General features: G+C 63.6%; 20 protein-coding genes and 2 tRNA genes. 9 read left to right on the top strand and 13 right to left on the bottom strand.

Features of this window, described 5'->3' with window-relative positions; translation table 11 throughout:
• Positions 1-2: 2 nt before the first annotated feature.
• Complete coding sequence (gene queD / locus F455_RS0106570; RefSeq protein ID WP_018972484.1) at positions 3-359, bottom strand: 6-carboxytetrahydropterin synthase QueD; 357 nt, start codon at positions 357-359, stop codon at positions 3-5.
• A gap of 132 nt (positions 360-491) precedes the next feature.
• Here queD and F455_RS0106565 point away from each other — a divergent pair.
• The 5 genes from F455_RS0106565 (at position 492) to F455_RS0106545 (ending at position 4749) form a co-directional block, all read left to right on the top strand.
• Positions 492-568: transfer RNA gene (locus tag F455_RS0106565), tRNA-Arg, on the top strand.
• Positions 569-795: 227 nt separating this feature from the next.
• Positions 796-2451 carry a serine hydrolase gene (locus F455_RS0106560; protein ID WP_026293139.1) on the top strand — a complete coding sequence of 552 codons (1656 nt, stop codon included), beginning with the start codon at positions 796-798 and terminating at the stop codon, positions 2449-2451.
• A 63-nt stretch (positions 2452-2514) separates the two neighbouring features.
• Complete coding sequence (locus F455_RS0106555; RefSeq protein ID WP_018972482.1) at positions 2515-2928, top strand: hypothetical protein; 414 nt, start codon at positions 2515-2517, stop codon at positions 2926-2928.
• Positions 2929-2981: 53 nt separating this feature from the next.
• Positions 2982-3227 (top strand): hypothetical protein, encoded by a 246-nt coding sequence (locus tag F455_RS0106550; RefSeq protein ID WP_018972481.1) that lies wholly within the window; start codon positions 2982-2984, stop codon positions 3225-3227.
• 139 nt (positions 3228-3366) lie between these two features.
• Positions 3367-4749 carry a M20/M25/M40 family metallo-hydrolase gene (locus tag F455_RS0106545; RefSeq protein WP_018972480.1) on the top strand — a complete coding sequence of 461 codons (1383 nt, stop codon included), beginning with the start codon at positions 3367-3369 and terminating at the stop codon, positions 4747-4749.
• Positions 4750-4809: 60 nt separating this feature from the next.
• Here F455_RS0106545 and F455_RS0106540 read toward each other — a convergent pair whose 3' ends face one another.
• The 8 genes from F455_RS0106540 to fdhE form a co-directional block, all read right to left on the bottom strand.
• Positions 4810-7884, bottom strand: a complete 3075-nt coding sequence (locus tag F455_RS0106540; protein ID WP_157578496.1) for an efflux RND transporter permease subunit — start codon at positions 7882-7884, stop codon at positions 4810-4812.
• Between the two features lie 53 nt (positions 7885-7937).
• A complete protein-coding gene (locus F455_RS0106535) occupies positions 7938-9107 on the bottom strand; it encodes an efflux RND transporter periplasmic adaptor subunit (protein ID WP_157578494.1) in 1170 nt (389 codons plus the stop codon).
• A gap of 60 nt (positions 9108-9167) precedes the next feature.
• A complete protein-coding gene (locus F455_RS0106530; RefSeq protein WP_245539946.1) occupies positions 9168-10613 on the bottom strand; it encodes an efflux transporter outer membrane subunit in 1446 nt (481 codons plus the stop codon).
• Between the two features lie 365 nt (positions 10614-10978).
• Positions 10979-12031 (bottom strand): selenide, water dikinase SelD, encoded by a 1053-nt coding sequence (gene selD, locus F455_RS0106525; protein ID WP_018972476.1) that lies wholly within the window; start codon positions 12029-12031, stop codon positions 10979-10981.
• A 120-nt stretch (positions 12032-12151) separates the two neighbouring features.
• A tRNA-Sec gene (locus tag F455_RS0106520) sits at positions 12152-12247 on the bottom strand.
• 20 nt (positions 12248-12267) lie between these two features.
• Positions 12268-14187: a selenocysteine-specific translation elongation factor gene (selB, locus tag F455_RS0106515; protein WP_018972475.1), complete on the bottom strand. Its 1920-nt coding sequence runs from the start codon at positions 14185-14187 to the stop codon at positions 12268-12270.
• Positions 14184-15590 (bottom strand): L-seryl-tRNA(Sec) selenium transferase, encoded by a 1407-nt coding sequence (gene selA / locus F455_RS0106510; RefSeq protein ID WP_018972474.1) that lies wholly within the window; start codon positions 15588-15590, stop codon positions 14184-14186. The genes selB and selA overlap by 4 nt, the downstream gene beginning before the upstream one ends.
• 5 nt (positions 15591-15595) lie before the next feature.
• Entirely contained in the window at positions 15596-16546 is a 951-nt protein-coding gene (fdhE, locus tag F455_RS0106505) for a formate dehydrogenase accessory protein FdhE (RefSeq protein ID WP_018972473.1), read from the bottom strand.
• A 168-nt stretch (positions 16547-16714) separates the two neighbouring features.
• Between fdhE and F455_RS23535 the strand changes: the two genes are divergently transcribed.
• The 3 genes from F455_RS23535 to F455_RS23190 are packed head-to-tail and all read left to right on the top strand — an operon-like array spanning position 16715 to position 18817.
• Positions 16715-17251, top strand: coding sequence for a pilin (locus F455_RS23535; RefSeq protein WP_018972472.1), 537 nt, complete (start codon positions 16715-16717; stop codon positions 17249-17251).
• 34 nt (positions 17252-17285) lie between these two features.
• Positions 17286-18296, top strand: a complete 1011-nt coding sequence (locus tag F455_RS23195; RefSeq protein WP_018972471.1) for a type II secretion system F family protein — start codon at positions 17286-17288, stop codon at positions 18294-18296.
• A gap of 38 nt (positions 18297-18334) precedes the next feature.
• The gene (locus F455_RS23190; RefSeq protein ID WP_026293138.1) at positions 18335-18817 is read left to right on the top strand and encodes a pilin; all 483 of its coding nucleotides are present in this window, start codon (positions 18335-18337) and stop codon (positions 18815-18817) included.
• Between the two features lie 24 nt (positions 18818-18841).
• Here F455_RS23190 and F455_RS0106485 read toward each other — a convergent pair whose 3' ends face one another.
• The 4 genes from F455_RS0106485 to fdnG all read right to left on the bottom strand — a co-directional run bounded on the left by F455_RS0106485 (position 18842) and on the right by fdnG (position 24522).
• Positions 18842-19738, bottom strand: a complete 897-nt coding sequence (locus F455_RS0106485; RefSeq protein WP_018972469.1) for a bestrophin family protein — start codon at positions 19736-19738, stop codon at positions 18842-18844.
• A 19-nt stretch (positions 19739-19757) separates the two neighbouring features.
• Positions 19758-20399 carry a formate dehydrogenase subunit gamma gene (locus tag F455_RS0106480; protein WP_018972468.1) on the bottom strand — a complete coding sequence of 214 codons (642 nt, stop codon included), beginning with the start codon at positions 20397-20399 and terminating at the stop codon, positions 19758-19760.
• A complete protein-coding gene (gene fdxH, locus F455_RS0106475) occupies positions 20396-21298 on the bottom strand; it encodes a formate dehydrogenase subunit beta (RefSeq protein ID WP_018972467.1) in 903 nt (300 codons plus the stop codon). Before fdxH ends, F455_RS0106480 begins: the two co-directional genes overlap by 4 nt.
• 155 nt (positions 21299-21453) lie before the next feature.
• Positions 21454-24522, bottom strand: coding sequence for a formate dehydrogenase-N subunit alpha (gene fdnG, locus F455_RS0106470; RefSeq protein ID WP_157578490.1), 3069 nt, complete (start codon positions 24520-24522; stop codon positions 21454-21456).
• Between the two features lie 171 nt (positions 24523-24693).
• Between fdnG and hslV the strand changes: the two genes are divergently transcribed.
• The gene (gene hslV, locus F455_RS0106460; protein WP_018972464.1) at positions 24694-25233 is read left to right on the top strand and encodes an ATP-dependent protease subunit HslV; all 540 of its coding nucleotides are present in this window, start codon (positions 24694-24696) and stop codon (positions 25231-25233) included.
• Positions 25234-25335 lie beyond the last annotated feature (102 nt).

Below are 25335 nucleotides of genomic sequence, written 5' to 3'. Positions count from 1 at the left end.
ATTCAAGGCCCCGCGTAGGCGCAGCCGGCGGTGCAGGTCTCGTGCACGACGATGCGGCTCAGCTGCGGCAGGCGCGGCTTGAGCGCCGTCCAGATCCATGCGGCGAGGCGCTCGCTGGTCGGGTTGTCGAGTCCCTCAATTTCGTTCAAGTAGTGATGGTCGAGACGCTCGAAGATCGGCGCGAAGGCAACCTTGACGTCGGCGAAGTCCATCACCCAGCCGGTCATCGGATCGATGTCGCCGGACACATGCACCTCGATGCGGAACGAATGCCCATGCAGACGCGCGCACTTGTGCGTCGGCGGCACGCCAGTCAGACGGTGCGCGGCCTCGATGTGGAAGATCTTGAAAATGTCCATGGGTTCTTCGCATACAGCAGTCGGTCAATGCGCCAATGATACGGGAACACCGCCGCACCACTCGAAATCGGTGCCAGCCGCAGCCGATGGAATGCTCCGCAAAGTCGGGATTCATGCCAAACTATGCGCTTCGCGCCCGTAGCTCAGCTGGATAGAGCATCAGCTTCCGAAGCTGAGGGTCGGGGGTTCGAATCCCTCCGGGCGCGCCATTCAATTCTTGAATTCGCCAACCGGTGTGGTCATACCATCGGAATCCCGTTCGAATTCCTCCGAAAATTGGCAACGGTTTCGCGATTTGATCGGCAATCGCGCAGTGCTGCGCAAAATCGGATCACGTTTCTGCCAACGTGACGTATAGCCGTACGCGTCTTGCGCTTGCTAACCTAAGAATCGGGGAGATACCTCTCGACTGCTCGATCATTCACAGGGAACAGGCATGGCGATTTGTCGATACGCTCTGGTATTGGTCCTTTCGTCGGCATGCGGAACGACTCTGGCACAGTGTCCATCGCCGATGCCAAGTACTTCGGCCTCCGATGCAACTTCGATACAGCCCTCATGCGCTCGCCCGACGTCGGGTGTTCCGTACCTGGGATATGCGGTCTCGCAAATCCAGGGCCGTATCAACAATTACTTGCAACAATCCCACGTCCCCGGCCTCGCGATCGCGGTGGTGCACGGCGGCAAGGTCATCTACAGCCAGGGCTTCGGCGTTGCGAACATGGACACAGGTGCCAGAGTCGACGCGGATACCGTTTTCCAATTGGCTTCGATCTCCAAGCCCATCGGCGCCACGGTCATCTCCACGCAAGTAAGTGCGAAAAAAGTTGCTTGGTATACATCGATCGCGGGTTCGCTGCCGTGGTTTGCCTTGGGCACCTCCTCCAGCGCAGGCAGTTCCGATTGGGTTTCGCAGAACGTATCCATCGGCGACATGTACTCGCACCGCTCCGGTTTGCCCGACCATGCCGGGGATGACTTGGAAGGGCTGGGCTACGACCGAAAGACAATCCTTCAACAGCTCCGATACCTCTCACTGGAACCGTTCCGCGCGTCGTATGCCTATACCAACTACGGGATCATGGCTGCCGCAGAAGCGGTTGCCCAGAAGGTGGGCACCCCGTGGGCGCAACTCTCCGACGCCGCGCTCTACCAGCCTCTCGGCATGACGCGCACCACCTCCGATTTCACAACGTATATCGCCTATCCGAATCATGCGGTCGGCCACTCTCCGATCGACGACAATCTCGATGGAACATGGCGTGTCACGCCGCAACAGTACAATGGCGATCGCGCGGCGGCCGGCGGAGGCGTCTCGTCCAGTGCGAACGATATGGCGAAGTGGATGCTCATGCTCCTCGCCGGAGGTAAGGCGCCGGACGGCACACAGCTCATCGACCCGGTTGTATTGCGCGACATCATGTCTGCGCACAACATCCTGCCGCTCGGGAAAGAAGCGACGATCGCAAGCAACAACGCGCTCTACGGATACGGATTCAATACCGGGCAGGCGAGCAATGGAATGAAGCTCGCCTCGCACAATGGCGCACTCGGTCAAGGAGCCAGCACGAACTTCGAGATTGTCCCTGCCCTGGATCTCGGCATCGTCGTGCTGACCAACGGATTTCCGTTGGGCTTGCCCGAGACCGTGACGAGCGACTTTCTTGAACTCGCCCAGTTCGGCGAGGTGCGGACCGACGCATGGGACTTCTACCAGACAGCATTCCGAAGTGCGATCAAGGACGCGTTCGCATCCTCGTCGGTAGCCGCCGCCGCACCGCCCTCCAACGCCAAGCCTGCACAGCCGCTGGCGAATTATGCCGGCACCTATCACAACGACTACTTCGGCGACGCCCTGGTCACCGTGGTGAACGGCGCACTGCAGTTGCATATGGGGCCAGCCGACGGCGGTATGACCTGGACGCTGACACATTGGGATGGCGACGTATTCAAGTTATGGCAGGGAACCGAAGATGCGTCCCAGACGACGGTGTCGGCGATCAGCTTCAACTTCTCCGGGCCGAAGGCCACGCTGACCGACGAGTACTATCAGCGCACGTCACGGCTCGGAACGCTCACCCGCGTCCAGTAGTCCCTATGGTGAAAGGACCTGGAGCGCGTTATCTCGCTCAAAGGCGAGACTCAGCGCCTCGCGTTGCGCGACGTGATTCTGGGGGAGAGAGATGACGACAAGATAGCGAAGGACCTTGACGAACTGCTCCTGTCGAAAACCAGCCAGATTCATGATGCACTCCTGTCTCTCGCGACAGATGAGCACGCCAAGAAGGAAGCGAGCGAGCTTGTCGCGACGCTCGCGCTGCAGGAAGACATGGCGCGTATCCTTCCTACGCCACCCGCCCCGCAGAGCCGGTACGAGAATCGATGGATCTACTCGCTAGTCACCGGCCTGATTGAACCTACGACGGAAAGCCAGTGGGAGTTACTCAAGCGCGCGGCCCGTGGCGACTACGACGATCTGTGGGTTGACGCCGGCGCGATACATCGGTTCGCAGCCGTTCAATTTTGCAGGAAGTCGCGGAGAGGAATCCTGACCGAAAGAAGACGGTAGACCGCGCCATCGCTTACATCGACGGCGGCGCAAAGCCAGTTGCAGATGCTGACTTGGCCGAGGCGGGCAAGAAGGCAGCACAGGCGATCGGCTTTTCAGGGTGGCAGGGCAACAAAGCGCCGCGCTATTCGGAGGGTCGGGACGTGGCGCTAGTCGATGCCAGCTTCATCATTGGCCGCGATCTCTTGGTCTACACCGCAACGTTTCATCATGTGGGCGATCAGTGGCGCCTGCGCGCCATTCGGGAAACGATGCAGGCCTTGCTCGCGACGGATGCGAAAGAAGCGACGGACAAATAGGTACAAAAAAGCGTCTCTAGTTACGAGATGCGCAATTTGTAGACCACTGTTTCAACAAGTTCTTTCCAATTGACCTTTCTTAGACGCTGCCATTAGTCTCGATCGTGCCCGGCTGCAGCAGCCCACGAGGAGATTGTCCATGCGCATTTCCACGCTGTTGGTTCTCGCACTGGCTGCGGTACCGTTGTGCAGCGGCGCGCAGGCTCCAGCGCCACCGGCCGCGGCAATGCCTCTGCTGACGTCGATCGGCGATGACGTGCGGGCAGACGAGTTGCGCGCCACGATCAGCAAACTGGTCGGCTTCGGAACGCGGCACACCTTGTCCGACACTCAATCGAACAAGCGCGGCATCGGTGCCGCGCGGCGCTGGGCGAAGAGCCGCTTTGAAGAGATCGGACGCCAATGTCACGGCTGCCTGCAGATCGAGACCCCGGAGCAGAGCGCGACCGGCGAGCGCATCCCGAAGCCGGCCGCGATCGTGGACGTGCTTGCGATCCAGCGTGGCACCGGCGAGCCGGAACGCGTCATCGTCATTTCCGGCCACATCGATTCACGCGTACGCGACGTCATGGATGCGAAAAGCGATGCGCCGGGCGCCGACGACGACGGTTCCGGCACCGCCGCGGTCCTCGAGGCGGCACGCGTCTTGTCCAAGCACAAGTTCGACGCCACCCTGGTCTACGCCGTGCTCTCGGGCGAAGAGCAAGGCCTCTACGGCGGAAAACTGCTGGCGCAATACGCGCGTGACCATCACTGGCGCGTCGAAGCGGCACTGAACAACGACATCGTCGGCAACACCTTGGGAACGAACGGCATCAAGGACGCGACACATGTCCGTGTGTTTTCCGAAGGCACGCGCTCGACCGAAACGCCGGAGGAGGCAACTCGCCGACGCTACAACGGCGGCGAAGTCGACAGTCCTTCACGCAATCTCGCACGCTTCATCAGCGGCCTCGCGGATACCTATCTCAAAGCCTTCAGCGTACGCATGGTCTACCGCACCGATCGCTACAGCCGCGGCGGCGACCAGGTGCCGATGCTGGCGGCGGGTTATCCCGCGGTGCGCTTTACCGAGGCGATCGAGAATTACACGCGCGAGCACGAAGACGTACGCATCGAAAACGGGGTGCACTACGGCGACGTGCTCGATGCAGTCGATTTCGCATATCTGGCGCAAGTCGTGCGCCTCAACGCGATCACGATGGCGGCGCTGGCGATGGCCCCCGCTCCGCCCGCGCAGGTCAAGATCGAAGGCGCGGTATCGATGGACACAACCGTAAGCTGGAGCGCCGTGCCCAATGCCGCGAGCTATCGCGTGTCGTGGCGCGATACCACCGCGCCCTTCTGGAGCAACAGCAAGCTTGTCGGCGATGCGACTTCACTGCTGTTGAAAGATGTGAATATCGATGACTGGTTCTTCGGCGTCTCGTCCGTTTCCAAAGATGGCTACGAGAGTCCGGTCGAGTTTCCCGGGGCCGCCGGGGCGTTCAATGTGGCGCCCGCTGTAGCGAACGAAAAATGAGGCCGACCCGCGGGCGAAGATATCGATACTGAAAAACAAGCGGATGTTCTCGCGCAAGACTCACACCTCCAGTCGATCATCCTTGCGCGCCACCAGCGCGTACAGCACCGGCATCAGATAGATACTAATCAGGAGTCGGGTGAAGAGGCCGCTGACGATGACCAGGGCAAACGGCATCTGCGTGTCCGTGCCGACGCCGGTGGCGAGCGCCGCCGGCAATAGCCCGAGCGCCGCCACCAGTGCCGTCATCATGATCGGACGCAGACGCAGGATCGCGCCTTCGCGAATCGCCTCGGCGAGCGAGACGCCGTTGCCGCGTAGTTCGTTGACGTACGAGATGTAGACGACCGCCGTCTGCACCGAGACGCCGAATAGCGCGAGGAAACCGACGCCGGAGGATACCGAGAACGGCGTGCCGGTGATCCACAGCGCGACGAGGCCGCCGACCGGCGCCGACAGCAGCACGCCGAGCACCGTGATGAACGGGAATTTGAAGTTGCCGTAGAGGGTGAACAGCAGGAAGAAGATCAGGAATACCGTGAGCGGCAGAATGACGCTGAGCTGCGCGCGCGAGGCAGTGTATTCCGTGTATTCGCCACCCCAGTCCAAACGGTAGCTGCGCGGCAGAGGCACCTTCTTGTTGACTTGCTCGATCGCATCTTCGACCGCACCGGCCAGGTCGCGTCCTTCCACCGAGAATTGCACGCCGATGTAGCGTGAATTGTTCTGGCGATAAATGAACGAGGCACCCGACACGACCTTGATGTCGGCAAACTCCTTGAGCGGGATTTGTTGTCCTCCGGGCGTCGCCACGAGGATGTTGCCGATTTCGTCCGGGTTGTCGCGGTAATCGTGCTCGAGGCGCACGACGAGGTCGAACTGTTTTTCACCTTGCACGACTTGCGTGGCCACGTCGCCGCCGATCGCGGTCTGGATCAGGCCGTTGATGTCGGCGACGTTCAAACCGTAGCGGGCAATCTTGGCGCGATCGATGTTGATGGTCAGGCTCGGCTGGCCGAGTTCGCGGACCAGGGTCACGTGCGTGATTCCGCGCACGTTCTCCAGCACCTTCTTGATCGCCTTGCCCTTCTGTTCGAGCACATCGAGGTTCGCGCCGAAAACCTTCACGGCCAGCGCGCTCTTCAAACCCGTTTCCGCTTCGTCCACCGCGTCTTCGGCAGGCTGAGTGAAATTGAAAATGATGCCCGGAAAGGCCTGCAGCTTTTCATTGATCGCTTCGATCAGCTTGGCCTTGGTGCGATAGGCGCCGGTCCATTGCGAATACGGTTTGAGCGCGACGAAAAATTCGACGTTGAAGAATCCGGTCGCGTCGGTGCCGTCGTCGGGGCGGCCCAGTTCGGAGGCCACCGTGGTGACTTCGGGAAAGCTGCGCAAGATCTCGCGAATTTTCGGCGTCACCTTCGCCGACTCGTCGAACGATATCGTGTAGGGCATCGTCGCGCGGACCCACAATGCGCCTTCGTCGAGCTGCGGCATGAACTCCGCACCGATATGCGGCACGAGCAGCAGCGAAGCGGCGAGCACGAGGGCCGAAGCGAACGTCGTCGCCCACGGCCGCGCGAGACAAAAGTCGAGACCTTTCACGTACACGGATTTGACCGCTTCGAATGCGGCGTTGCGGCGCTCGCGCACGCCTTTGCGCATGAACCAGGCGCATAGCACCGGCAGCAACGCGAGGGTAATGATCAGCGAGCCGACCAGGGCGAAAACCATGGTATCGGCCATCGGCCTGAACAGTGTGCCCGACGGCCCCGACAGCACGTAGATCGGCAGGAAGCTGACCACGATCACCGCGACGGAATAGAACAGCGGGCGGTCCACCTCGGCCGCCGCGTCGCGAATGATTTCCTTGATATTGAACTCGGTTCCTTTTCGTTCCGCGATCTGGCGGAAGATGTTTTCCACCATGACCACGGCGCCATCCACGAGGATGCCGAAATCGACCGCACCGATCGATAGCAGGTTGGCCGAGGCGTGCTGCGCGTCAAGGCAGATGAATGCGAACAACAACGCCAGCGGTATGGTGATGGCGACGATCAGTCCCGCACGAAAATCGTAGAGGAAAAAGATCAGGACCACGACGACGAGCAGCATGCCGCGCAGCAGATTGTCTTCGACGACGCTGGTCGTCAGTTCGATCAGATCGGTGCGGTCGTAGAACGGCACGACCTTCACGTCCTTGGGCAGGATTTCCTCGTTGAGTTCCTTGGTCTTGGCCTGCACGCGCTTGAGCACGTCCTGGGTCTTTTCGCCCGTGCGCAACAGGACCACGCCCTCGACCGCGTCATCCTGCTTTTCGTAGCCGAACTCGCCCAGGCGCGGAGCGATATCGATGACCACGCGACCGACATCCTTGACCAGAACCGGCGTGCCGTTGTTCACCGCCAGCACGACGTTGCCGATGTCCTCCGGCGTGACCATGCGGCCCATGCCGCGCACGTAGTAGAACTGGCCGCCCTGCGAATAAAATCCGCCGCCGGCGTTGCCGTTGTTGGCGGTCAGCGCTGCCTCCACCTGTACCGCCGACAAGCCTACGCCGGCGATCTTGGCCGGATCGAGCAGCACCTGGTATTGCATCGTGCCGCCGCCGAATCCGGAATCGTCGGCTACGCCGGGGACGGATCGGTATTGCGGCTCGACCGTCCACGCTTCGAGCGTCTTGAGCTCCATCGGCGGGCGGTCGGAGCTTTGCAGGACGTAGCGATAGATCAATCCCGACGGCGCAGACTGCGGGGACAGCGTAGCAGTCACTCCGTCCGGCAGACTGACGTTCGGCAGACGATTGAACACCTGTTGGCGGGCGTAATCGTTGTCCGTGCCGTCGCGAAACGTGAGGATGACGTCGGACAAACCGTACAGCGAGATCGAGCGGACGTTGACGGTTTGCGGCGTGCCGTTCATGCCGAGCTCGACCGGTATCGTGATCAGCCGTTCCACCTCCTCGGCGGCGTGGCCAGGCCACTGAGTGATGATCTCGACATTGGGCGGCGAAAGATCGGGATAGGCATCCACCGGCAGGCGGCTGAGCGAGCGCACGCCGGCGCCGACGAACAACAGCGTGATCAGAATGACGAGCAGCGGCTGCCCCAGCGAGGCGGTGACGATCTTGTTCATGATCGAAACCGTTCGCGACTGCGACGGAGGCGGGCTCGACGGCACGGGTTCGCTCATTGGTCTTGCATGAACTGAACGAAGACGCCACCGTCGACCACGATCCTGTCACCGACTTTGAGGCCTTCGGCGATGTCGTACTGGTCCTGCGAACGGTAACCCAGCGTCACGTGTTGTCGCGCGAAGCTGCCGTCGGCCTGGGCGAGGTACACGAACGGCAGATTTTCGTCGTCACGCAGGATGGCCGAGACCGGCACGAGCGTTCCGCTGCTTTCTTCATGCGCGCGGATGCGCACGCGCACGTACATCTGCTTTTTCAGAACGCCGCCCGGATTGTCGACGACCACGCGCACGCCGACCGCGCGGGTCGTCGGGTCGACCAGGGCGGCGATGTTGTCCACAGTCCCGGAAAGATTCTTGTCGTCGGTGCCGGTGATCACTTCGGCGGTGTCGCCTAGGCTGACCGAGGCGAGGCCTGCGCCGAAAATTTGCGCCGTGACCCAGACGCGCGAAAGGTCGGCCACGGTAAAACAAGGCGTCGTGCCCGCCTGCAGAAGTTGGCCGGGAGTGATCAGCTTTTCCACTACTGTGCCGTTGATCGGCGATCGAATCACGCTTTCGATGCGCGAGGTCGATTTGCCTTGTTGAACATCCCTGATGACGCGCGGATCAACGTTGAGCGAGACCAGCGCCTTGAGCGCGGCGTCACGGTCCGCCTCGGCGCTGACCGCGTCGGTTTGCGCCTGCGCCTCTTCGCGCTGCGAAATGCCGTTGTGCTGGAGCAGATCCTTGTCGATATCCGCGAGCTTGCGATTGGTTGCCGCCGTGGCGAGCGCCTTGCTGTACGTACTGATGGCCGTGGCGAAGTCGGGCGAATCGACGATACCCAAGGCGTCGCCTTTCTTGACGTGATCGCCGAGGGAAACGACGAGTCGCGATACCGGGCCCGAGAACGGCGCCAGTACGCTCGTGGCCTGGTCGTTGTCGAAGTCGACCGCACCGGTCGCTTCGGTCATCTTGTGGTATTTGGATGTCTCGACCGTGTAAAGCCGGATGTTTTTCAGCTGCGCCGGCGTCAGCGTCGCGTTGCGCGCGGCAGCGGCCGGCGCCGCGGCAGTTTGGTTAGCCGTCGGCGAGCAGCTCGCGACAAGCACCATCGCCATCGCCAACGCGGCAATTGCGAGCTCGCGTGGAAACGCGATCCGAAATCCCGAGGGGAGAGTCATGCAGAGCACGCTGTTTCTCATCTTTGTCCTGGCTTGTTCGCTCTGGTTATTCGCTCTGGCTCATTCGCCCTGGGTCAAATCCGCACGCTTCCACCAACCGCCGCCGAGCGCCTGAAACAGCGCGGCGGTATCGGCGTAGCGATTGGCCTGCGCCTGCACCAGGCCGATCCGCGCCTGCTGGTACGCCTGTTCGGCGCCGAGCAGCGAAAGATAAGCGGCGTAGCCGCTCTGCCATTGCCGCTGGGACAAATCCAGCGTGACCTTGGCGGCGTCTGCGGCAGCGGCCGCGGTCTTCAACCCCTCGGCATCCTGCTCAAGGGCGGTCAAGGTATCGGCCACATTCTGAAACGCGGTCAGCACCGTGCTGCGATACTGTTCGGCCGCTTCGACATAGGCCGCTTTCGCGGCGCGCTCCTGGTGCAGCAGAGTTCCGCCTTGAAAAACGGGCGCGGTTATCGCCGTGGCCAGATTCCAGAACCCGGTACCCGACTTGAACACCTGGCTCATCGCCAGCGCCGTGCTGCCAACATTCGCGGTCAAGGAGATATTCGGCAATCGGTTCGCCGTGGCGACTCCGATCTGCGCGCTCGCGGCGTGCATGTTGGCCTCGGCCTGGAGCACGTCGGGACGCTGTGCGACGAGCTCCGAAGGAAGGCTGACGGGCAATTCCTGCGGCAGTTGCAAACTCCCGAGCTCGAATTTCTCCGCCGGCGCCTGATTCGGAAAACGCCCGGCGAGAACGGCCACGAGATGTTGTTGCTGGATCAACTGCTTGAGCAGCGGCGGCAGCGACGCCTGCACCTGGGCGAGCTGCGCTTCCTGCGCGGCCAGATCGAGCCGCGCGGCATAACCCTTGGCCAACTGGTAGCGCAGGATTTCGACCATGTGCGTGTTGATGCCGATCAGCTCGCGCGTGGCGTCGACCTGCGCCTGCAGCGACGCCTCCTGGACGACGGCGGCGACCACATTCGTGCTCAGGGTGATCTGCGCTGCAATCGTCTGAAAGCGCACGGCTTGCTCCTGCGCCTGCAACGACTCGAGCGTCCTCCGATTCAGTCCGAACAGATCGGGCGCGTACGAAATGCTGAGCTGCGGCGTGAACAGGTTGTACAGCGAGGCGTTGTTGCTGGGCACGGGTGCGAGCGACCCCGAGGCATCCTTCTCGCGGCTCGCCGAAAAACTGGCGGAAACGGCGGGATAGAAAGCGCCGCGCCCGGCCAACGCGTTTTCCCGCGCCACCAACAACGCGGCTTGGGCGGCCTTGAGGTCGGCGTTGTTCGCAAGCGATTGCTCGATCAGATCATTGAGCGGCTTGGAATGGAACAGCGTCCACCAGTCGCCGGCGATGTCGCTGCCTTTGACGAAGCGCTGCGCTTCACCGCCGAAAACGCCCTCGGTGGCAACGGTCGTGGCGAGCGGATGAGAAGCGTAGTCGCCGGCGTCCGGCGCAGCGGGCTTCTTGAAGTCGGGGCCGACCGCACAACCGGCGCTCAGCAAACATGCCAAAGCGAGAACCGCACGCAGCGCAAGGAATAGCGACGAACCGCCAACGAGGTCAAATTGTCCTGCGCGCTCGTCTCCGGGTCCTCCGCTCTCCGAATGTGCATCGGCACCCTTTCTATTCATGCGAGCGTGGTTGCCGAAGAGATAAACACGAGATGTTATATCGTATCAAATCGTCGCGAAAGACTACCAAAAGTCATGGTCGCGAAGCCCGAGGGCGGGCATGGGCGCTCGCAGGCACCAGATCTTGCCCCGTTCGCTTCAATATCTCGGTGACCCTGGGGTTCGCAGTTTTCGCCACCCGCGCTGCGCCAAAACGGGCCGGGATCCGGCCCGAAGCTTCGCCCGCAGCCGGCGGTGCGAAGCGCCTAGCTGACCTCGATGCGGGGATTGCCCGATGTCATCGTGCCGATGATCGTGGCGCCGACAAAACCCGCCGAGACAAACAGCTCGACGACCCGGGCGGCAATGTCGGCAGAGCAGGCGACCAACAGGCCGCCGCTGGTCTGCGGGTCGCTCAGCAGTGATTGGCAAGGCGCGGCAGCCGGCGACAGCTCGACCTCACCCGCATACGATTGCCAATTGCGCGCCGACGCGCCGGTGACGATTCCGGCTTCGGCAAACTTCGCAGCTTGCGCGAGGCGCGGAATTTTCGCCGCGTCCACGCGCGCGCGCAAACCGCTGGCGCGGCAGATTTCGAGCAGGTGGCCGAGCAGGCCGAACCCGGTCACGTCGGTCAGCGCGTGCACGCCGTCGAGCCGCGCGAGTTCGCTGCCGGGCCGGTTGAGCTGCGTCGTCGTCGCGATCAGCTCGCGATAGCCGGCCGCGTCGAGCAAGCCCTTCTTGAATGCCGCGGAGTAGATGCCGACGCCAAGCGGCTTGCCGAGCACGAGCACATCGCCGTCGCGCGCGCCGCCGTTGCGTTTGACCTCGCGCGGATCGACGATGCCGGTCGCGGCGAGGCCGTAGATCGGCTCGACCGAATCGATGCTGTGGCCACCGGCAATCGGGATCCCGGCTTCGGCGCAGATCGCCTCGCCGCCGCGCAGGATCTCGCGGATCACTGCGCGCGGCAGCACGTTGATCGGCATGCCGACGATGGCGAGCGCGAACAGCGGGCGTGCGCCCATTGCGTAGATGTCCGACAGCGCGTTGGTCGCGGCGATGCGGCCGAAGTCGAACGGATCATCGACGATCGGCATGAAGAAATCGGTGGTGGCGACGATCGCCTGTGCGTCGTTGATGCGATACACCGCGGCATCGTCGGAGGTGTCGCGACCGACGAGAAGATCGGCGAAGGGTCCCGCGGCGGGCATGTCATGCAGCAGCTCGGAGAGCACTCCGGGCGCGATCTTGCAGCCGCAGCCGCCGCCGTGGGAGAGCGACGTGAGACGCGGAACGGAGGCGTCGATCGTGCTCATGCTGCAACCGCTCTCACGATGGGAAAAGGAACTGCAATAAAGCTGAATTTTGATTGAGAAGTGCGGCTATTGACGGCTGCTTCTTGATTTTCGCGATCATCGATGAGCGGACAAAGAAAGTGGCGGAAGGTAGCAGGAGTCGAACCTACCAAGGAGCGATCGACGCCCCCTACCGGGTTTGAAGCCCGGCCGCATCCCCGGATGCGAATGCCTTCCACGCCGTTCCGCAAACTCTTTCAACCGTCGATGCGCCAAACGCCATCGCCGCGCAAGACATGCGCATCGCGCACGCGGCCAGTGTAGCCAATGCGGTCGAAGAACTCCAAGAGCTGCACCGTGCGCTTGCGGCCGAGGCCGACTGCATCGCGATACTGCGCCGCCTCGACCTTGCCGTCGCGCTGCGCAAGCTCGCGCAGAATCGCCGCAAGCTCGGCCACGCACTCGTTGGCATAAAACAGGTCGCGCACGACCTGATACACGTCGCCGCGCGCGGCGGCCTTGCGCAATGTCTTGCGCACCGCTTCCTCGTCGGCACCGAGCGTGCCCGCAAGATCGCGCACCCACGGCGGATCGAAGCGACCGGCAACGATCAGCGGCTTGAGTCGTTGCAGCAGCCGCGTTTCGGCATCGCTGATTTCGGCGCGATGCTGCGGCAGATGCAACCACGGCCCGCTGCGCGCCACGGCGCGTTCGGCGACGAGCGCATCGATCAGCGCATGCCAAACCGCCTCATCCAGCGTCGGCGCAACGTGACGACGCCAGCGCCACGCGGCGATACCGGGTTCGTCGGGCTGTTCCGCATGGATGGTTTGCAGTGCGGCCAGCGCACGCGCGCGTAGCACCTGCCAATGCGCGGCGAGAAAAATGTGCGCGCCATGCGCGGTCTCGATCCGTGTTGCCGAATGCGGCAGTACAATTTGCTCCTGCGCACGTCCGCACAGGCGCACCAACTCGGTCGGCGCGATACCGTAAGTGGCCTCGGCCAGCAGCGGCGTCACCCCTTCGCCAGCAAGCATGTGCTCGATCGCGGTCAACCAGGCGAGTCGCTTCGGACTGCGTCGCCTGCGTTCGGGCGCGTTGGGGTCGAGCACAACGCCGCCGCCGAGCGTGTGCGCGGCCTGTGCGTCGCGCAGGATCAGCTGATCGCCCGGGGTCGCGCAGACCGGCACATTGAAGACCAGTTGCGCATGCGCCGACTCAGCCGTCGTCGCCCACTCGCCACCGAGCAGGACCACGCGGGCGACACGATGCGCGGTACCCAGATGGACGTGCACCGGCGCGCCATTGCGCAACGCCGTAGAGCCCGCCAGCAGGCGCATGCGCACATCGATATGCGTCGTCGGCTCGAATGCACGCGCATCGGCCAGCCAATCGCCACGCGCGATGTCGGACTTGTCGATGCCGGCGAGATTGATTGCGCAACGCTGGCCGGCGCGCCCTTCCGTACTTGTGCGGTTCTGCGCGTGGATTCCGCGCACACGCGCCGCGATATCCGTGGGCATCACGGTCAACGTATCGCCGACCTGCACGCGGCCCGCATGCACGGTACCGGTGACGACGGTGCCATGGCCGGCGAGCGTGAATACGCGATCGATGGCGAGGCGGAACAATCCTTCCTCGCTGCGCCGTGCGGCGTCTGCCGCGACGGCATGCAGATGCGCGCCCAGTGCGGCGACGCCGGCATCGCCAGGCGCGCTGGCGTTGAGCGCGAATATCGGCGCGCCGCGCAAGCCGGTCGATGCGAGCAGAGCGGCGACCTGTGCCTCGACCTCGCGCACGCGTGTCCGCCCAACGCGATCGATCTTGCTCAGCGCCACGACGCCGCTGGTAACGCCGAGCAAATCGAGGATCGCCACGTGTTCGCGCGTCTGCGGCATCACGCCATCGTCTGCGGCGACGACGAGCAGGACGAAATCGATGCCGCCGGCGCCGGCAACCATCGTATGCACGAAGCGCTCGTGGCCCGGTACGTCGACGAAGCCGAGCATGTCGTCGCCCTCGCCCGCCGCACCTTCGACCGGCACGTAGGCATAGCCAAGCTCGATCGAAATGCCTCGCGCTTTCTCCTCTTTCAAGCGATCGGTATCGACGCCGGTCAACGCACGCACCAGCGTAGTCTTGCCGTGGTCGATATGGCCCGCAGTGCCGACGATCATGCCGAGAGCAAATTCAATTGCGCGGCGAACTCCGCCTCGTCGGCGCTTTCGAGACAACGCAGGTCGAGCCACAGCGTCTTGTCGGCGATGCGGCCAAGCACCGGCCGCGGCAGACGACGCAGCGCGGCATCGAGGCGATCGAGACTGCCGCGACCCTTGCGCGCGCGGATCGAGAGACCGCAGCTCGCGAGTTGTTCGACCGGCAGCGCACCGCTGCCTATCTGGCTGCACATTGCAGCGACCGCAACGTCATAGCGTTCGGCCAGGGCTGGCTGCACGATCGACAGCAAGCGCTGTGCCTGCTCTTCGATTTCCACGACAGGACGGTTCAACAGGCGCAGCGTGGGCAACCTCGAAGCGAGGAATTCGGGCGCGCGATACAAGCCGAGCACGGCTTCGAGCGCGGCCAGCGTAAGCTTGCCGGCACGCAGCGCGCGCTTGAGCGGATTCTTCTTGAGCTTCGCGATCAGGTCGGCGCGACCGGCGAGGATGCCGGCCTGCGGACCGCCGAGCAGCTTGTCGCCGCTGAAGGCGACGAGATCGGCGCCTGCCGCGAGCACATCGCGCACGACCGGTTCGCGCGGCAATCCGAACGTAGCGAAATCGACCAGGCTGCCGCTGCCGAGATCGACCGCAAGCGGCAAATCGCGTGCATGCGCGATCTGCGCAAGCTCGGCGGTATCGACGCTCGCGGTGAAGCCGCTGATCGCATAGTTGCTCGCGTGCACCTTCATCAGCAACGCCGTGCGCGCGCCGATCGCTTCGCCGTAGTCGCGCGCATGCGTGCGATTGGTCGTGCCGACTTCGACGAGCTTCGCGCCGGCGCCGCGCATCACGTCGGGGATGCGGAACGCGCCGCCGATCTCGACGAGCTCGCCGCGCGAGACGACCACCTCGCGCCGGTTCGCGAGTGTGTTGAGCAGCAACAGTACGGCCGCGGCGTTGTTGTTGACCACGGTCGCCGCCTCGGCGCCGCTCAGCTCGCAGATCAGCGCTTCGACAAGGTCATCGCGATCGCCGCGGCCGCCCGTGTCGAGATCGAATTCGAGATTGACCGGCGCGGCTGCCGCGCGCGCGATCGCACGCACCGCCGCGTCGGGCAACAAGGCGCGGCCGAGATTGGTATGCAGCACCGTGCCGGTCAGGTTGAACAGTGCGCGCAAGCGCGGCTGTGCGGCTTCGGTCAACTGCTTGTCGACCACGCGCGCGATCGCATCCGCATCGAGTTCCTCGCGCGCGAGTTCACCGGCAAGCGCGCGCGCGCGCAATCGATCGAGCTCATCGCGCAACGTGGCAAGCACACGGCTGCGGCCGTGGCGTTCAATTAGCGGCGCAACGGCTGCTGCGTTGAGCAGGCGGTCGAGCGAAGGCAGCTCGCGCGCGCTGGCGGCCTCGGCATCCATGCGCTTCAATCCGCCGGTTGCCACAACAATGGATTGCCGCTCGCGCGCGCATAGCCTTCCTCGGCGAGCAGCAGATCGAGCGCGATGCTCGCGAGATCGTCGGCGACCGGCTCGACCGCGGGATCCTTTTCCTGATAGAAAATCTTGCGGTAACTGTGGCAGTGCTCGCAGGTTTCCGCGCGCACGGCGGAGACATCGGCGGCCGTGTCGTTAGCGGCGATAGCCTTGAGCGAGCGGTAGGCAATGTCCTTGCCGGACGCGCTGCACTGGCTGCACTGCACGCGCACCATGTGCCATTCGCAGGCACACAGAGTGCAATGCAGGTAGCGATGGCCTGCATATGGCGCGTGCGCTGCGACGAGGCTCGCTACCGGCAGGCTGCCGCACAGCGGGCACAAGCCCGGCACGTCGAGCGATCGCACCTGGTCGGCCACGAAGCGGCTCGACAGCGCCACCCAGTTGACCTGCAGCGCAGCCATGACGAATGGCGCCGCCGCCGCATCGACCTCGCCTCCGCGCGCACCGAGCACCAAATCGGCCAGTACTTCGAGCTCATCGCGACCGGCATTGCGCAGGCGCGCGGCGAGCTGTGTCGCGGCTGCGGGCAGGCGCGGTGCCTGCGCGACCGCGGCGCAGATCGTGGCGAAAGCATCGCGCCACGGCTTCGCGCGCGCGCCGTCCGCCGCGGGAATCGGCGGCATGCGATGCGCTTGCACGGTTTCGATCTGCGTCGCGCTTGGCAGCATCGCGGGAAAATCGGCGAGCGCCGCATGCTGCGCCTCGGCGACGACGGCACACAATTGCAGGTAATCGCCGATCGGCGACGTCTCCGCGAGCGCGCGCAGGCGCGCGGCGCGCCGCGCGAACAGCTGCGCGCGATCGGGCAGACGGATGCGCGGGATTGCATGCGCCGCGAGCTGTTCGATCTGACCCGGTTCGAGGATTCGTTGCGTCATATTGCTATCGTCGTCGCAACGCGGTGCAATTTCCAGTGCGGCAAGGATGGACGGGACTTCACCCACGACCGGAATCCGGTTAGCCTGAGTGGCGCAAGACCGATAGGCTGCGGCAATCGGTAGCCGCAGATAGCTTGCGGCCGCGACGAGGATCGGGGGGCTTTGAGGATGACACGCTCTGTCAGTCGGTGGTCGCGCACGGGTGGCTTGCGCACGTTGGGCGCGGGATACACGTTCGTCGAATTGCTCATCGTGGTGACGATCATCAGCATCCTCGCTGCGATCGCGATGCCCGCGTACAGCGACTACGAACTGCGCGCGGAAGCGGCCGAAGCACTGATCTTCCTCGGCGATGCAAAAGTCGCCGTGAACGAATTCCACGCACGCTGGGGGCGTATGCCGGCCGACAATCGCGAGGCTGGATTGCGCGCGCCCGAGGCTCTGCGCGGCAAGTATCTGCGCCGCCTCGACGTTGCCGGTGGCGTCCTCGTCGCGACGCTGGAACTCGGCCACGACCTCGCCGCCGGCGCGCGTGAGCGCACGCTTACGCTACGGCCCTGGGTGAATGCCGGAACTCCGGCCGCGTCGATTCTCTGGTCCTGCGGTGAGTACGATCCCAAGGCACCGCCGGGGTATCGCGTCGTCGGCGATCTCGCCGAGAATCCGGTCGAGGCCAAATTCGTGCCAGGCGTTTGCCGCAAGTAGCGTTGCAATTCCGCATCCAGGGCGAGGAGTGTCGATGGCCAATGCATTCACCAATCGTCACCGTATCGCGGAAGTAGCGCGGCGTCTTCTGGCCTTGCGCGATGAGTCGATCGCCCCGGCCGGCGCCGTGCGCATCCTGGTCGCCGAGGCGGTGCTTCCGGCGCAGTCGAGGGCGGACCCGGCGCTGCCGTTCACGTCCGCGATCGACAGTCTCGTTGGTCCTGCAGCCGGTCCGAGTCCCCTTGCGGGTGTCGTCGACTATGTCGGCGCATGCGAAACGCAGGGGCACGGCGACGCGGCGCTGCGCTTGCTCGCCCGTCTCAAGATTTCGCGCAGGCAAGGCCGCATGTCGCTGTCCACGATCGGCGTCGAGGTGCTGTTGCTCGTGCTGGTTCTGGCCATACACGGCATTTTCGTCTTGCCGCAGTTCAAGGCAGTGTTCGCCGCGGCCGGCGCGCCGCTGCCGGCATTCACGCGCGTCGTACTTGCGCTGATAGGGCCAACGGGGCCGTTCCTCTACCTAGCCATCTTCGTACTGCTCGCCGTATTGACCTGGCGCATCCTGCCCGTACTTCTCGGGCCCTTGCTTCGACCGATCGATCGCCTGCTGCTGTCCCTGCCTCTGCTCGGTCCTGTGCTGCGCGAGCGCAACTCCGACCGTATTTCCGGCTGGCTCGGATTCGCCGCGGCCGACGCGGCATCGCAACGCGCGGCGGTCGAAGCGGCGCGGACCTGGTTTAGCGGAGGACTACTTTCGCGTGAATGCGCAGAGGTGCTCCGCTTTGCCAATACAGGCCAGGAGTTGACGGCGTCACTCGCTCAGGCGCGGGGATTCGACAGCGAATTCCACGCCGTAGTCGCGCTACCCGAGCGCGCGGACGCTTTGGCAGCGCTGCGCGCGCGCTGGCGTACCGCAGAGGCCCTGCCGGAGCATCAATCCCAGTTTGCGCCGCTGCTGGCACGCGTGGTGATGGGCCTCATCGTGGGAGCTGTCGTGGTCGCGATGTACCTGCCGGTGTTCGGATTGGCTTCGGTGGTGGGATGAAGATGGCACAGATCAGACAAAAACGTCGCGGAGTTCCGATGCGCCCGAAAAATTCCGGCTTCACGCTGATCGAGCTGATGATCGTGGTCGCGGTCATCGGCATCCTCGCCGCAATGTCGCTGCCAAGCTATCAGGATCGCGTCATTCGAACGCAGGTGCAGGAGACCGTTGCTTTTGTCGCGTTCGCGCGCGATGCGGTGCAGACGTTCCACACCAAGACCCATCGCCTGCCGCTCGACAACGCCGAAGCCGGGCTGCCTGCGGCGAAGCAGATCATCGGCAATTTCATCAGCGAGGTCGAGGTCGATCACGGCGCCATTCACGTGCGCTTTGGCAATCGCTCGAACCAGGTCATCGCCGGCAAATGGCTGAGTTTGCGTCCCGGCATGGTCGCCGGCGCAGCACAGGTGCCGATATCGTGGCTATGCGGCATCGCTCGTCCGGTCGACGGACTGACCTACGCTGGCGCGGACCGCACCGATCTCGGACCGGAAATCCTGCCGATCGAGTGCCGGCTGTAAGGACCCCAGCGCGCCCGCGCGCCTTCAACTCAGCACGTCGAGCACGGGCTGCAGCGGCGGCGGCAATTCCGCCTCGCCGAGCTGCGCGAGCAGCTCGCGTTCGATCGTGCGCTGCATCGCAGCGAGCGGCAGCGCATTCGGCGCGAGGCCGAACGGGTCTTCGAGCTGGTGACTGAGCGCGTCGAGGCCGAAGAAGGTGTAGGCGACGATCAACACGGGCAGCAGAGTCCAGAAGCCGAGCGACCCGGCCAGCGCGAACGGCAGGGTGACGCAGAACACGGATGCGGTGCGCAACAGCAGCAGCGAATACGAGAACGGCACCGGCGTCAGCAGGATGCGTTCGCAGCCGCCCTGCACGTGAGCGAGGCGGTCGAGCTGACGATCGAGCACGGAATAGTGGATCGCGTCGATGCGTCCGTCGCGCATCATTTCCAGGCAGCGCCGGCCGACGCGGCCGAGCACGGCATCGGTGGGATTGGGACCTTGCGCATCGCTGCCGATGTCGCACCACGGCGCGATCGCCGCGGCCACGTCGTTGCCGCGCAGGCGCGCACCAAGGCCATTGGCGAAAGCGCACACACCGCGCAGCAGGAATTGTCGATCCGACTCGGGCAGGATCGCGATTTCGCGTGCGAGCGAGCGCGCAGCGATGATCATCTCGCCCCAGAGCATGCGCCCTTCCCACCAGCGCGCGTAGCAGGCGTTGCTGCGGAAGCTCATGAACACCGACAAAGCGATGCCGATCAGCGTGAATGGGATTGCGCTGATCCGACTGAAGATGCCGGGCCATTCGTCCGCGGCAACGACCGCAACGATGCTGATCACCGCCACGGCGAGCATGCGTGGCGCGATGTGCGGCAGGATCGAGCCGCGCAGCGCAAACAAGATGTCGCGGAAGGTGGGCTGCTTGCGGACGATCACGGGCGACGCGCGCGGGCGGTTACTTGCGCTGCGCGCGCGTCGCTTCGCGGAACCACAGACGATGGTGCTTCCACGCCCAGCCGTAACTGACCGTGCCGCGCGTCATCGCTTTCACCGACCCCTTGACCCAGATCGCCGCGTAGATGTGAACGATGATGGCGCAGATCAGCACGAACGCACAGAACGCATGCAGCAGCGAGGCGAAGCGGATCACTTCGACCGAAAAATAGACGGCAAAATAGGCTCGCCAGATCACGATACCCGACAGCAGCAGCCCGATGAGACAAAGCACAATCGCATAGAACAGCAACTTCTGTCCGGCGTTGTACTTGCCGACCTCGGGAAGTGCGTCCTCGCGATTGTTGACCACGTCCTTGATCTGCCGCAGCCATTGCCAATCGCGCGGCTGCATGACGTTCTCGTGCCACAGCTTCGCGCCGAGGAACACGAACGCGATGACCATGACGAGGCCGATGAACGGATGCAGGATGCGTGTCCACGGGCCGCCACCGAACAGGTTCGTCAGCCAGAACAGCGCCGGATGAAACAATGCCAATCCGGACAGCGCGAGGAGGACGAAACTGATCGCGACGATCCAATGATTGATCCGCGTTGCCGGCTCGTAGCGAACAATTTCATCGCGTTTGCGTTCGGTGCTCATGGCGTCTTCTCCAGCTCGCGCCGCGCGGCTTCTTCGTCCTGCTCGTCGGTCTCGTTAGGACCGATGCCGATGTAGTGGAAGAATCCGGCCGCCGCGGTCGCGATGATCGCGAGCAGACCGAGCGGCTTGCTGATGCCTTTCCACAAGCCGACCATCGCGCTGATCTTCGGATTCTCGGGCAGGCCGCTATACAACTGCGGCTGGTCCGCATGCTGCAGCACGTACATCACGTGGGTGCCGCCGACGCCGGCGGGATCGTACAGGCCGGCCTGGTCGAAACCGCGCGACTTCAGATCTTCGATGCGCTCGGCGGCATGCTGCTGCATGTCTTCCTTGCTGCCGAACGTGATCGCGCCGGTCGGGCAGGTCTTCACGCAGGCCGGTTCGAGGCCGACCGAGACGCGGTCCGAGCACAGCGTGCACTTGTACGCCTTGTGATCCTTCTTCGAAATGCGCGGAACGTTGAACGGGCAGCCGGTGACGCAGTAGCCGCAGCCAATGCAATTCTCTTCGTGAAAATCGACGATGCCGTTCGCGTACTGCACGATCGCACCCGGCGACGGGCAGGCCTTGAGGCAGCCGGGGTCGGCGCAATGCATGCAGCCGTCCTTGCGGATCAGCCATTCGAGATCGCCTTTCGGATTTTCGTACTCGGCGAAGCGCATCAGCGTCCACGACTGATCACTCAAGTCGTGCGGATTGTCGTAATGTCCGGTGCAGGTGCCGATCTCGTCGCGCAGGTCGTTCCATTCCATGCACGCGACCTGGCAGGCTTTGCAGCCGATGCATTTGGACACGTCGATCAGCTTGGCGACCTGGCCCGCGTGCGCGCCGCGCGCCTGCGGTTCGGGCAGGGTCGTTGCCGAGCGGCGGATGATGTCCAGCGATTGCAGTGCCATCGTGGTTCTCCTTAGAACATATCCTCAAAGCGTAGCGAGCGAAGAGAATTTGCGCGTCGCCGGAGCGCAGGAACCGGAGCATACACACGAGTATGTGAGGATTCCGAGCACCGCCGGCGCGCAAATTATCGAGCGCAGTAGCTTTGAGAACATGTTCAAACCTTCTCGACTTTGACTAGGAACGACTTGAACTCGGGCGTGTTCGTGTTCGCATCGCCAACGAACGGCGTCAGCGTGTTCGCGAGATAACCCGGCTTGGCCACGCCAAGGAAGCCCCAATGGATCGGCACGCCGACCGTGTGCACGGTCTTGCCTTCGATCGTCAGCGGCTTGATGCGCTTGGTCACCATCGCGACCGCCTCGATGTGGCCACGATTCGAGCTGACGCGCACGCGGCTGCCGTTGCCGATGCCGAGTTCGTCGGCCAACGCTGCGCCGATCTCGACGAACTGCTCCGGCTGCACGATCGCGTTGAGGCGCACGTGCTTGGTCCAGTAGTGGAAATGCTCGGTCAGGCGATACGTCGTCGCCACGTGCGGGAATTTGTCGGCCTTGCCGAACGCCTCGCGATCCTGTGCGAACACACGCGCCGCCGGATTGTTCATCGCCTGCGGCTGATTGGGATTCAACGGATTCGTCGCCAGCGGCGACTCGAATGGCTCGTAGTGCTCGGGGAACGGCCCCTCGGCCATGTTGGCGCGGGCGAAAAAGCGCGCGACGCCTTCCGGATTCATGATGAACGGCCCCATGCCGTTCTCCGGATTCTCGTCGACCTTGAAGTCGGGTATGTCGGCGCCGGCCCACGCCGCACCGTTCCACGCGATCAGTTTGCGCTTCGGATTGAACGGCTTGCCGTGCGGATCGCAGGACGCGCGGTTGTAGAGCACGCGCCGGTTCGCCGGCCATGCCCAGGCCCAGTTGATCGTTTGGCCGATGCCAGTCGGGTCGGCATTGTCGCGCCGCGCCATCAGATTGCCGGTCGGGCCCCAGGCGCCGCAGAAAATCCAGCAGCCGCTCGCGGTACTGCCGTCGTCGCGCAGTTCGGCGAAACCGGCGAGCTGCTCGCCGGCCTTGCGCGTGATCTTGGTCGCGTCCTTCGGATCGGCCAGGTCCTTCAGCGCATTGCCGGAATATTCGCGTGCGAGTTCCTCGGGGTCCGGGCTGTGCGGCTGCGCGTATTTCCAGGTCAGATTGACGATCGGATCGGCGAACGCGCCGCCGTCCTTGCGGTACATATCGCGCATGCGCAGGAACAGCCCCGCCATGATCTCGAGATCGCTGCGCGCCTCGCCGGGCGGTTCGGCACCCTTCCAGTGCCACTGCAGCCAACGCGAGGAATTGGTCAGCGAGCCGTTCTCCTCGGCGAAGCAAGTCGTCGGCAGACGGAACACTTCGGTCTGGATCTTCGACGAGTCGACGTCGTTGAGCGGGCCGTAGTTCTTCCAAAATTCGCTCGTCTCGGTCGCGAGCGGGTCCATGATGACGAGGTACTTCAGTTTGGAAAAGCTCGCACTGAGCTTGGCCTTGTTCGGCGCCGCCGCGAGCGGATTGAAGCCCTGGCAGATATAGCCGTTCATCTTGCCCTGGTTCATGAGCTCGTAGGCCTGCAGCATGTCGTACTGCTTGTCGAGCTTGGGCAGATAATCGAACGCCCAGTTGTTCTCCGCCGTCGCCGCATCGCCCCACCACGATTTCATGAAGCTGACGAAAAACTTGCGGTAGTTCTGCCAGTAGCTGAGCTGGTTCGGTCGCAGCGGTTTCTGTGCTCGCAAACCGATGTAGGCCTCGAAATCCTGCTCCTTCTCGCCCGGCAGCGTCATGTAGCCGGTCAGCAGGTTCGACATCAGGCCGAGGTCGGTCAGGCCCTGGATGTTCGAATGCCCGCGCAGCGCGTTCATGCCGCCGCCGGAGATGCCGATGTTGCCGAGCAGCAGCTGCACCATCGCACCGGTGCGGATCATCTGCGAGCCGATCGAGTGCTGCGTCCAACCGAGCGCGTACATGATCGTCATCGCGCGATCCGGCGTGGCGGTCGAGGCGATCATGTCCCAGATCTGCAGCACCTTGTCCTTCGGCGTGCCGCAAACGCGCTCGACCATCTCCGGCGTGTAGCGCGTGTAGTGCTGCTTGAGCAGGTTGTAGACGCAGCGCGGATCGGCCAGCGTCGGATCGGTCTTGACGTAGCCGTCGTCGCCGCGCGCGTAGTCCCAGCTCGATTTGTCGTAGCTGCGCTTGTCGACGTTGTAGCCGGAGTAGATGCCGTCGGTGAACGCGAACTCGTCCTTCACGATGAAGGACAGGTCGGTGTAGTTGACCACGTACTCGCGCTGGATCTTGTCGTTGGTCAGGAGGTAGTTGATCAACCCGCCGAGGAAGACAATGTCGGTGCCGGTGCGGATCGGCGCATAGACGTCGGCGACCGAAGCCGAGCGCGTGAAGCGCGGATCGACGACGATGAGCTTCGCCTTGTTGTGCGCCTTCGCTTCGGTGACCCATTTGAAGCCGCACGGATGCGCTTCGGCGGCGTTGCCACCCATGATGAGAACCAGATCGGCATTTTTAATGTCGACCCAGTGATTCGTCATCGCACCTCGGCCAAACGTCGGGGCAAGACCTGCCACCGTCGGGCCGTGTCAGACACGTGCTTGGTTGTCGAACGCCAGTAAGCCTAAGGAGCGTGCCACCTTGTGGGTCAGATAACCGACTTCGTTGCTCGATGCCGACGCGGCGAGCATGCCGGTCGTCAGCCAGCGGTTGACGGTCAAGCCGTCTGCATTCTTCGCCACGAAGTTCGCATCGCGATCGGCCTTCATCAGCTTGGCGATGCGATCGAGCGCGTCGTTCCACGAGATGCGCTGCCACTTGTCCGAGCCCGGCGCACGATACTCGGGAACCTTGAGTCGGCTCTCGCTGTGGATGAAATCGACGAGGCCCGCGCCTTTCGGACAGAGCGTGCCGCGATTGACCGGATGATCCGGATCGCCCTCGATGTGAAAGATGTTCGATTGCGCGTTCTTCGCGCGATCGCCGAGGCTGTACATCAGGATGCCGCAGGCGACGGAACAATAAGGGCAGGTGTTGCGCGTCTCGGTCGCGCGCGTGAGTTTGTACTCACGCACCTCCGCAAGCGCCACACCGGGGGAAAAGCCCATGAGCGCCAGACTCGAACCCACCAGCGTGGTGCCGGTGATTTTCAGGAACTGGCGTCTAGTCATTTCAGACATGACATTCTCCTCGTTCATTCGCCGCGGAGCCTGACCGCGGACGGCCCACAACCATCTTAGTACAACCGAGGTGTTGTCGGGGACCCAAAACCGTTCCCGCAGACGCAGCGCATACTTGGAATCCCCACCCCCGACCCCATAATCGAAAGCCCATCGACATACGGGTGCGCCATGCAGGACAGTTTTCACGCCACAACGATCGTCTGTGTACGCCGCGACGGCAAGGTCGTCATCGGCGGCGACGGCCAGGTCACGCTCGGCGCGACCGTGGTCAAGGCCAATGCACGCAAGATACGCCGGCTCGGCGCCAAGGGCGAGGTGATCGCCGGGTTCGCCGGCGCGACGGCCGATGCGTTCACCCTGTTCGAGTTGTTCGAGCAGAAGCTCGACAAGCACGGCAACAACCTCACCCGCGCCGCGGTCGAACTGGCCAAGGACTGGCGCACCGATCGCCGCCTGGGTCGGCTCGAGGCGATGCTGGCCGTGGCCGACAAGGAAGTGTCATTGCTGATCTCCGGCAACGGCGACGTGCTCGAACCCGAACACGGCCTGATCGCGATCGGCTCGGGCGGGCCCTTTGCACAGGCGGCGGCGCGTGCGCTGCTGCAGCACAGCGACCTGCCCGCGCGCGAGATCGTCGAGAAGGCGCTCGGCATCGCGGGCGATATCTGTATCTATACGAATCACAACATCACGATCGAAGAGCTTTGATGCCCTTCGCCACCGGGAGAAACGGCGATAACTCAAGCGCCGGATGAGGGAAGAGCTTGGCCGATCGGCAATGCCTTTCGAGCATGAAACGCCTTTTCCTCA

This window comes from Rudaea cellulosilytica DSM 22992 (genome assembly GCF_000378125.1).
GTDB classification, from domain to species: Bacteria; Pseudomonadota; Gammaproteobacteria; order Xanthomonadales; family Rhodanobacteraceae; genus Rudaea; species Rudaea cellulosilytica.
The sequence above is the reverse complement of the archived record's forward strand: the minus strand, read 5'-3'. Positions and strand labels throughout refer to the sequence as shown.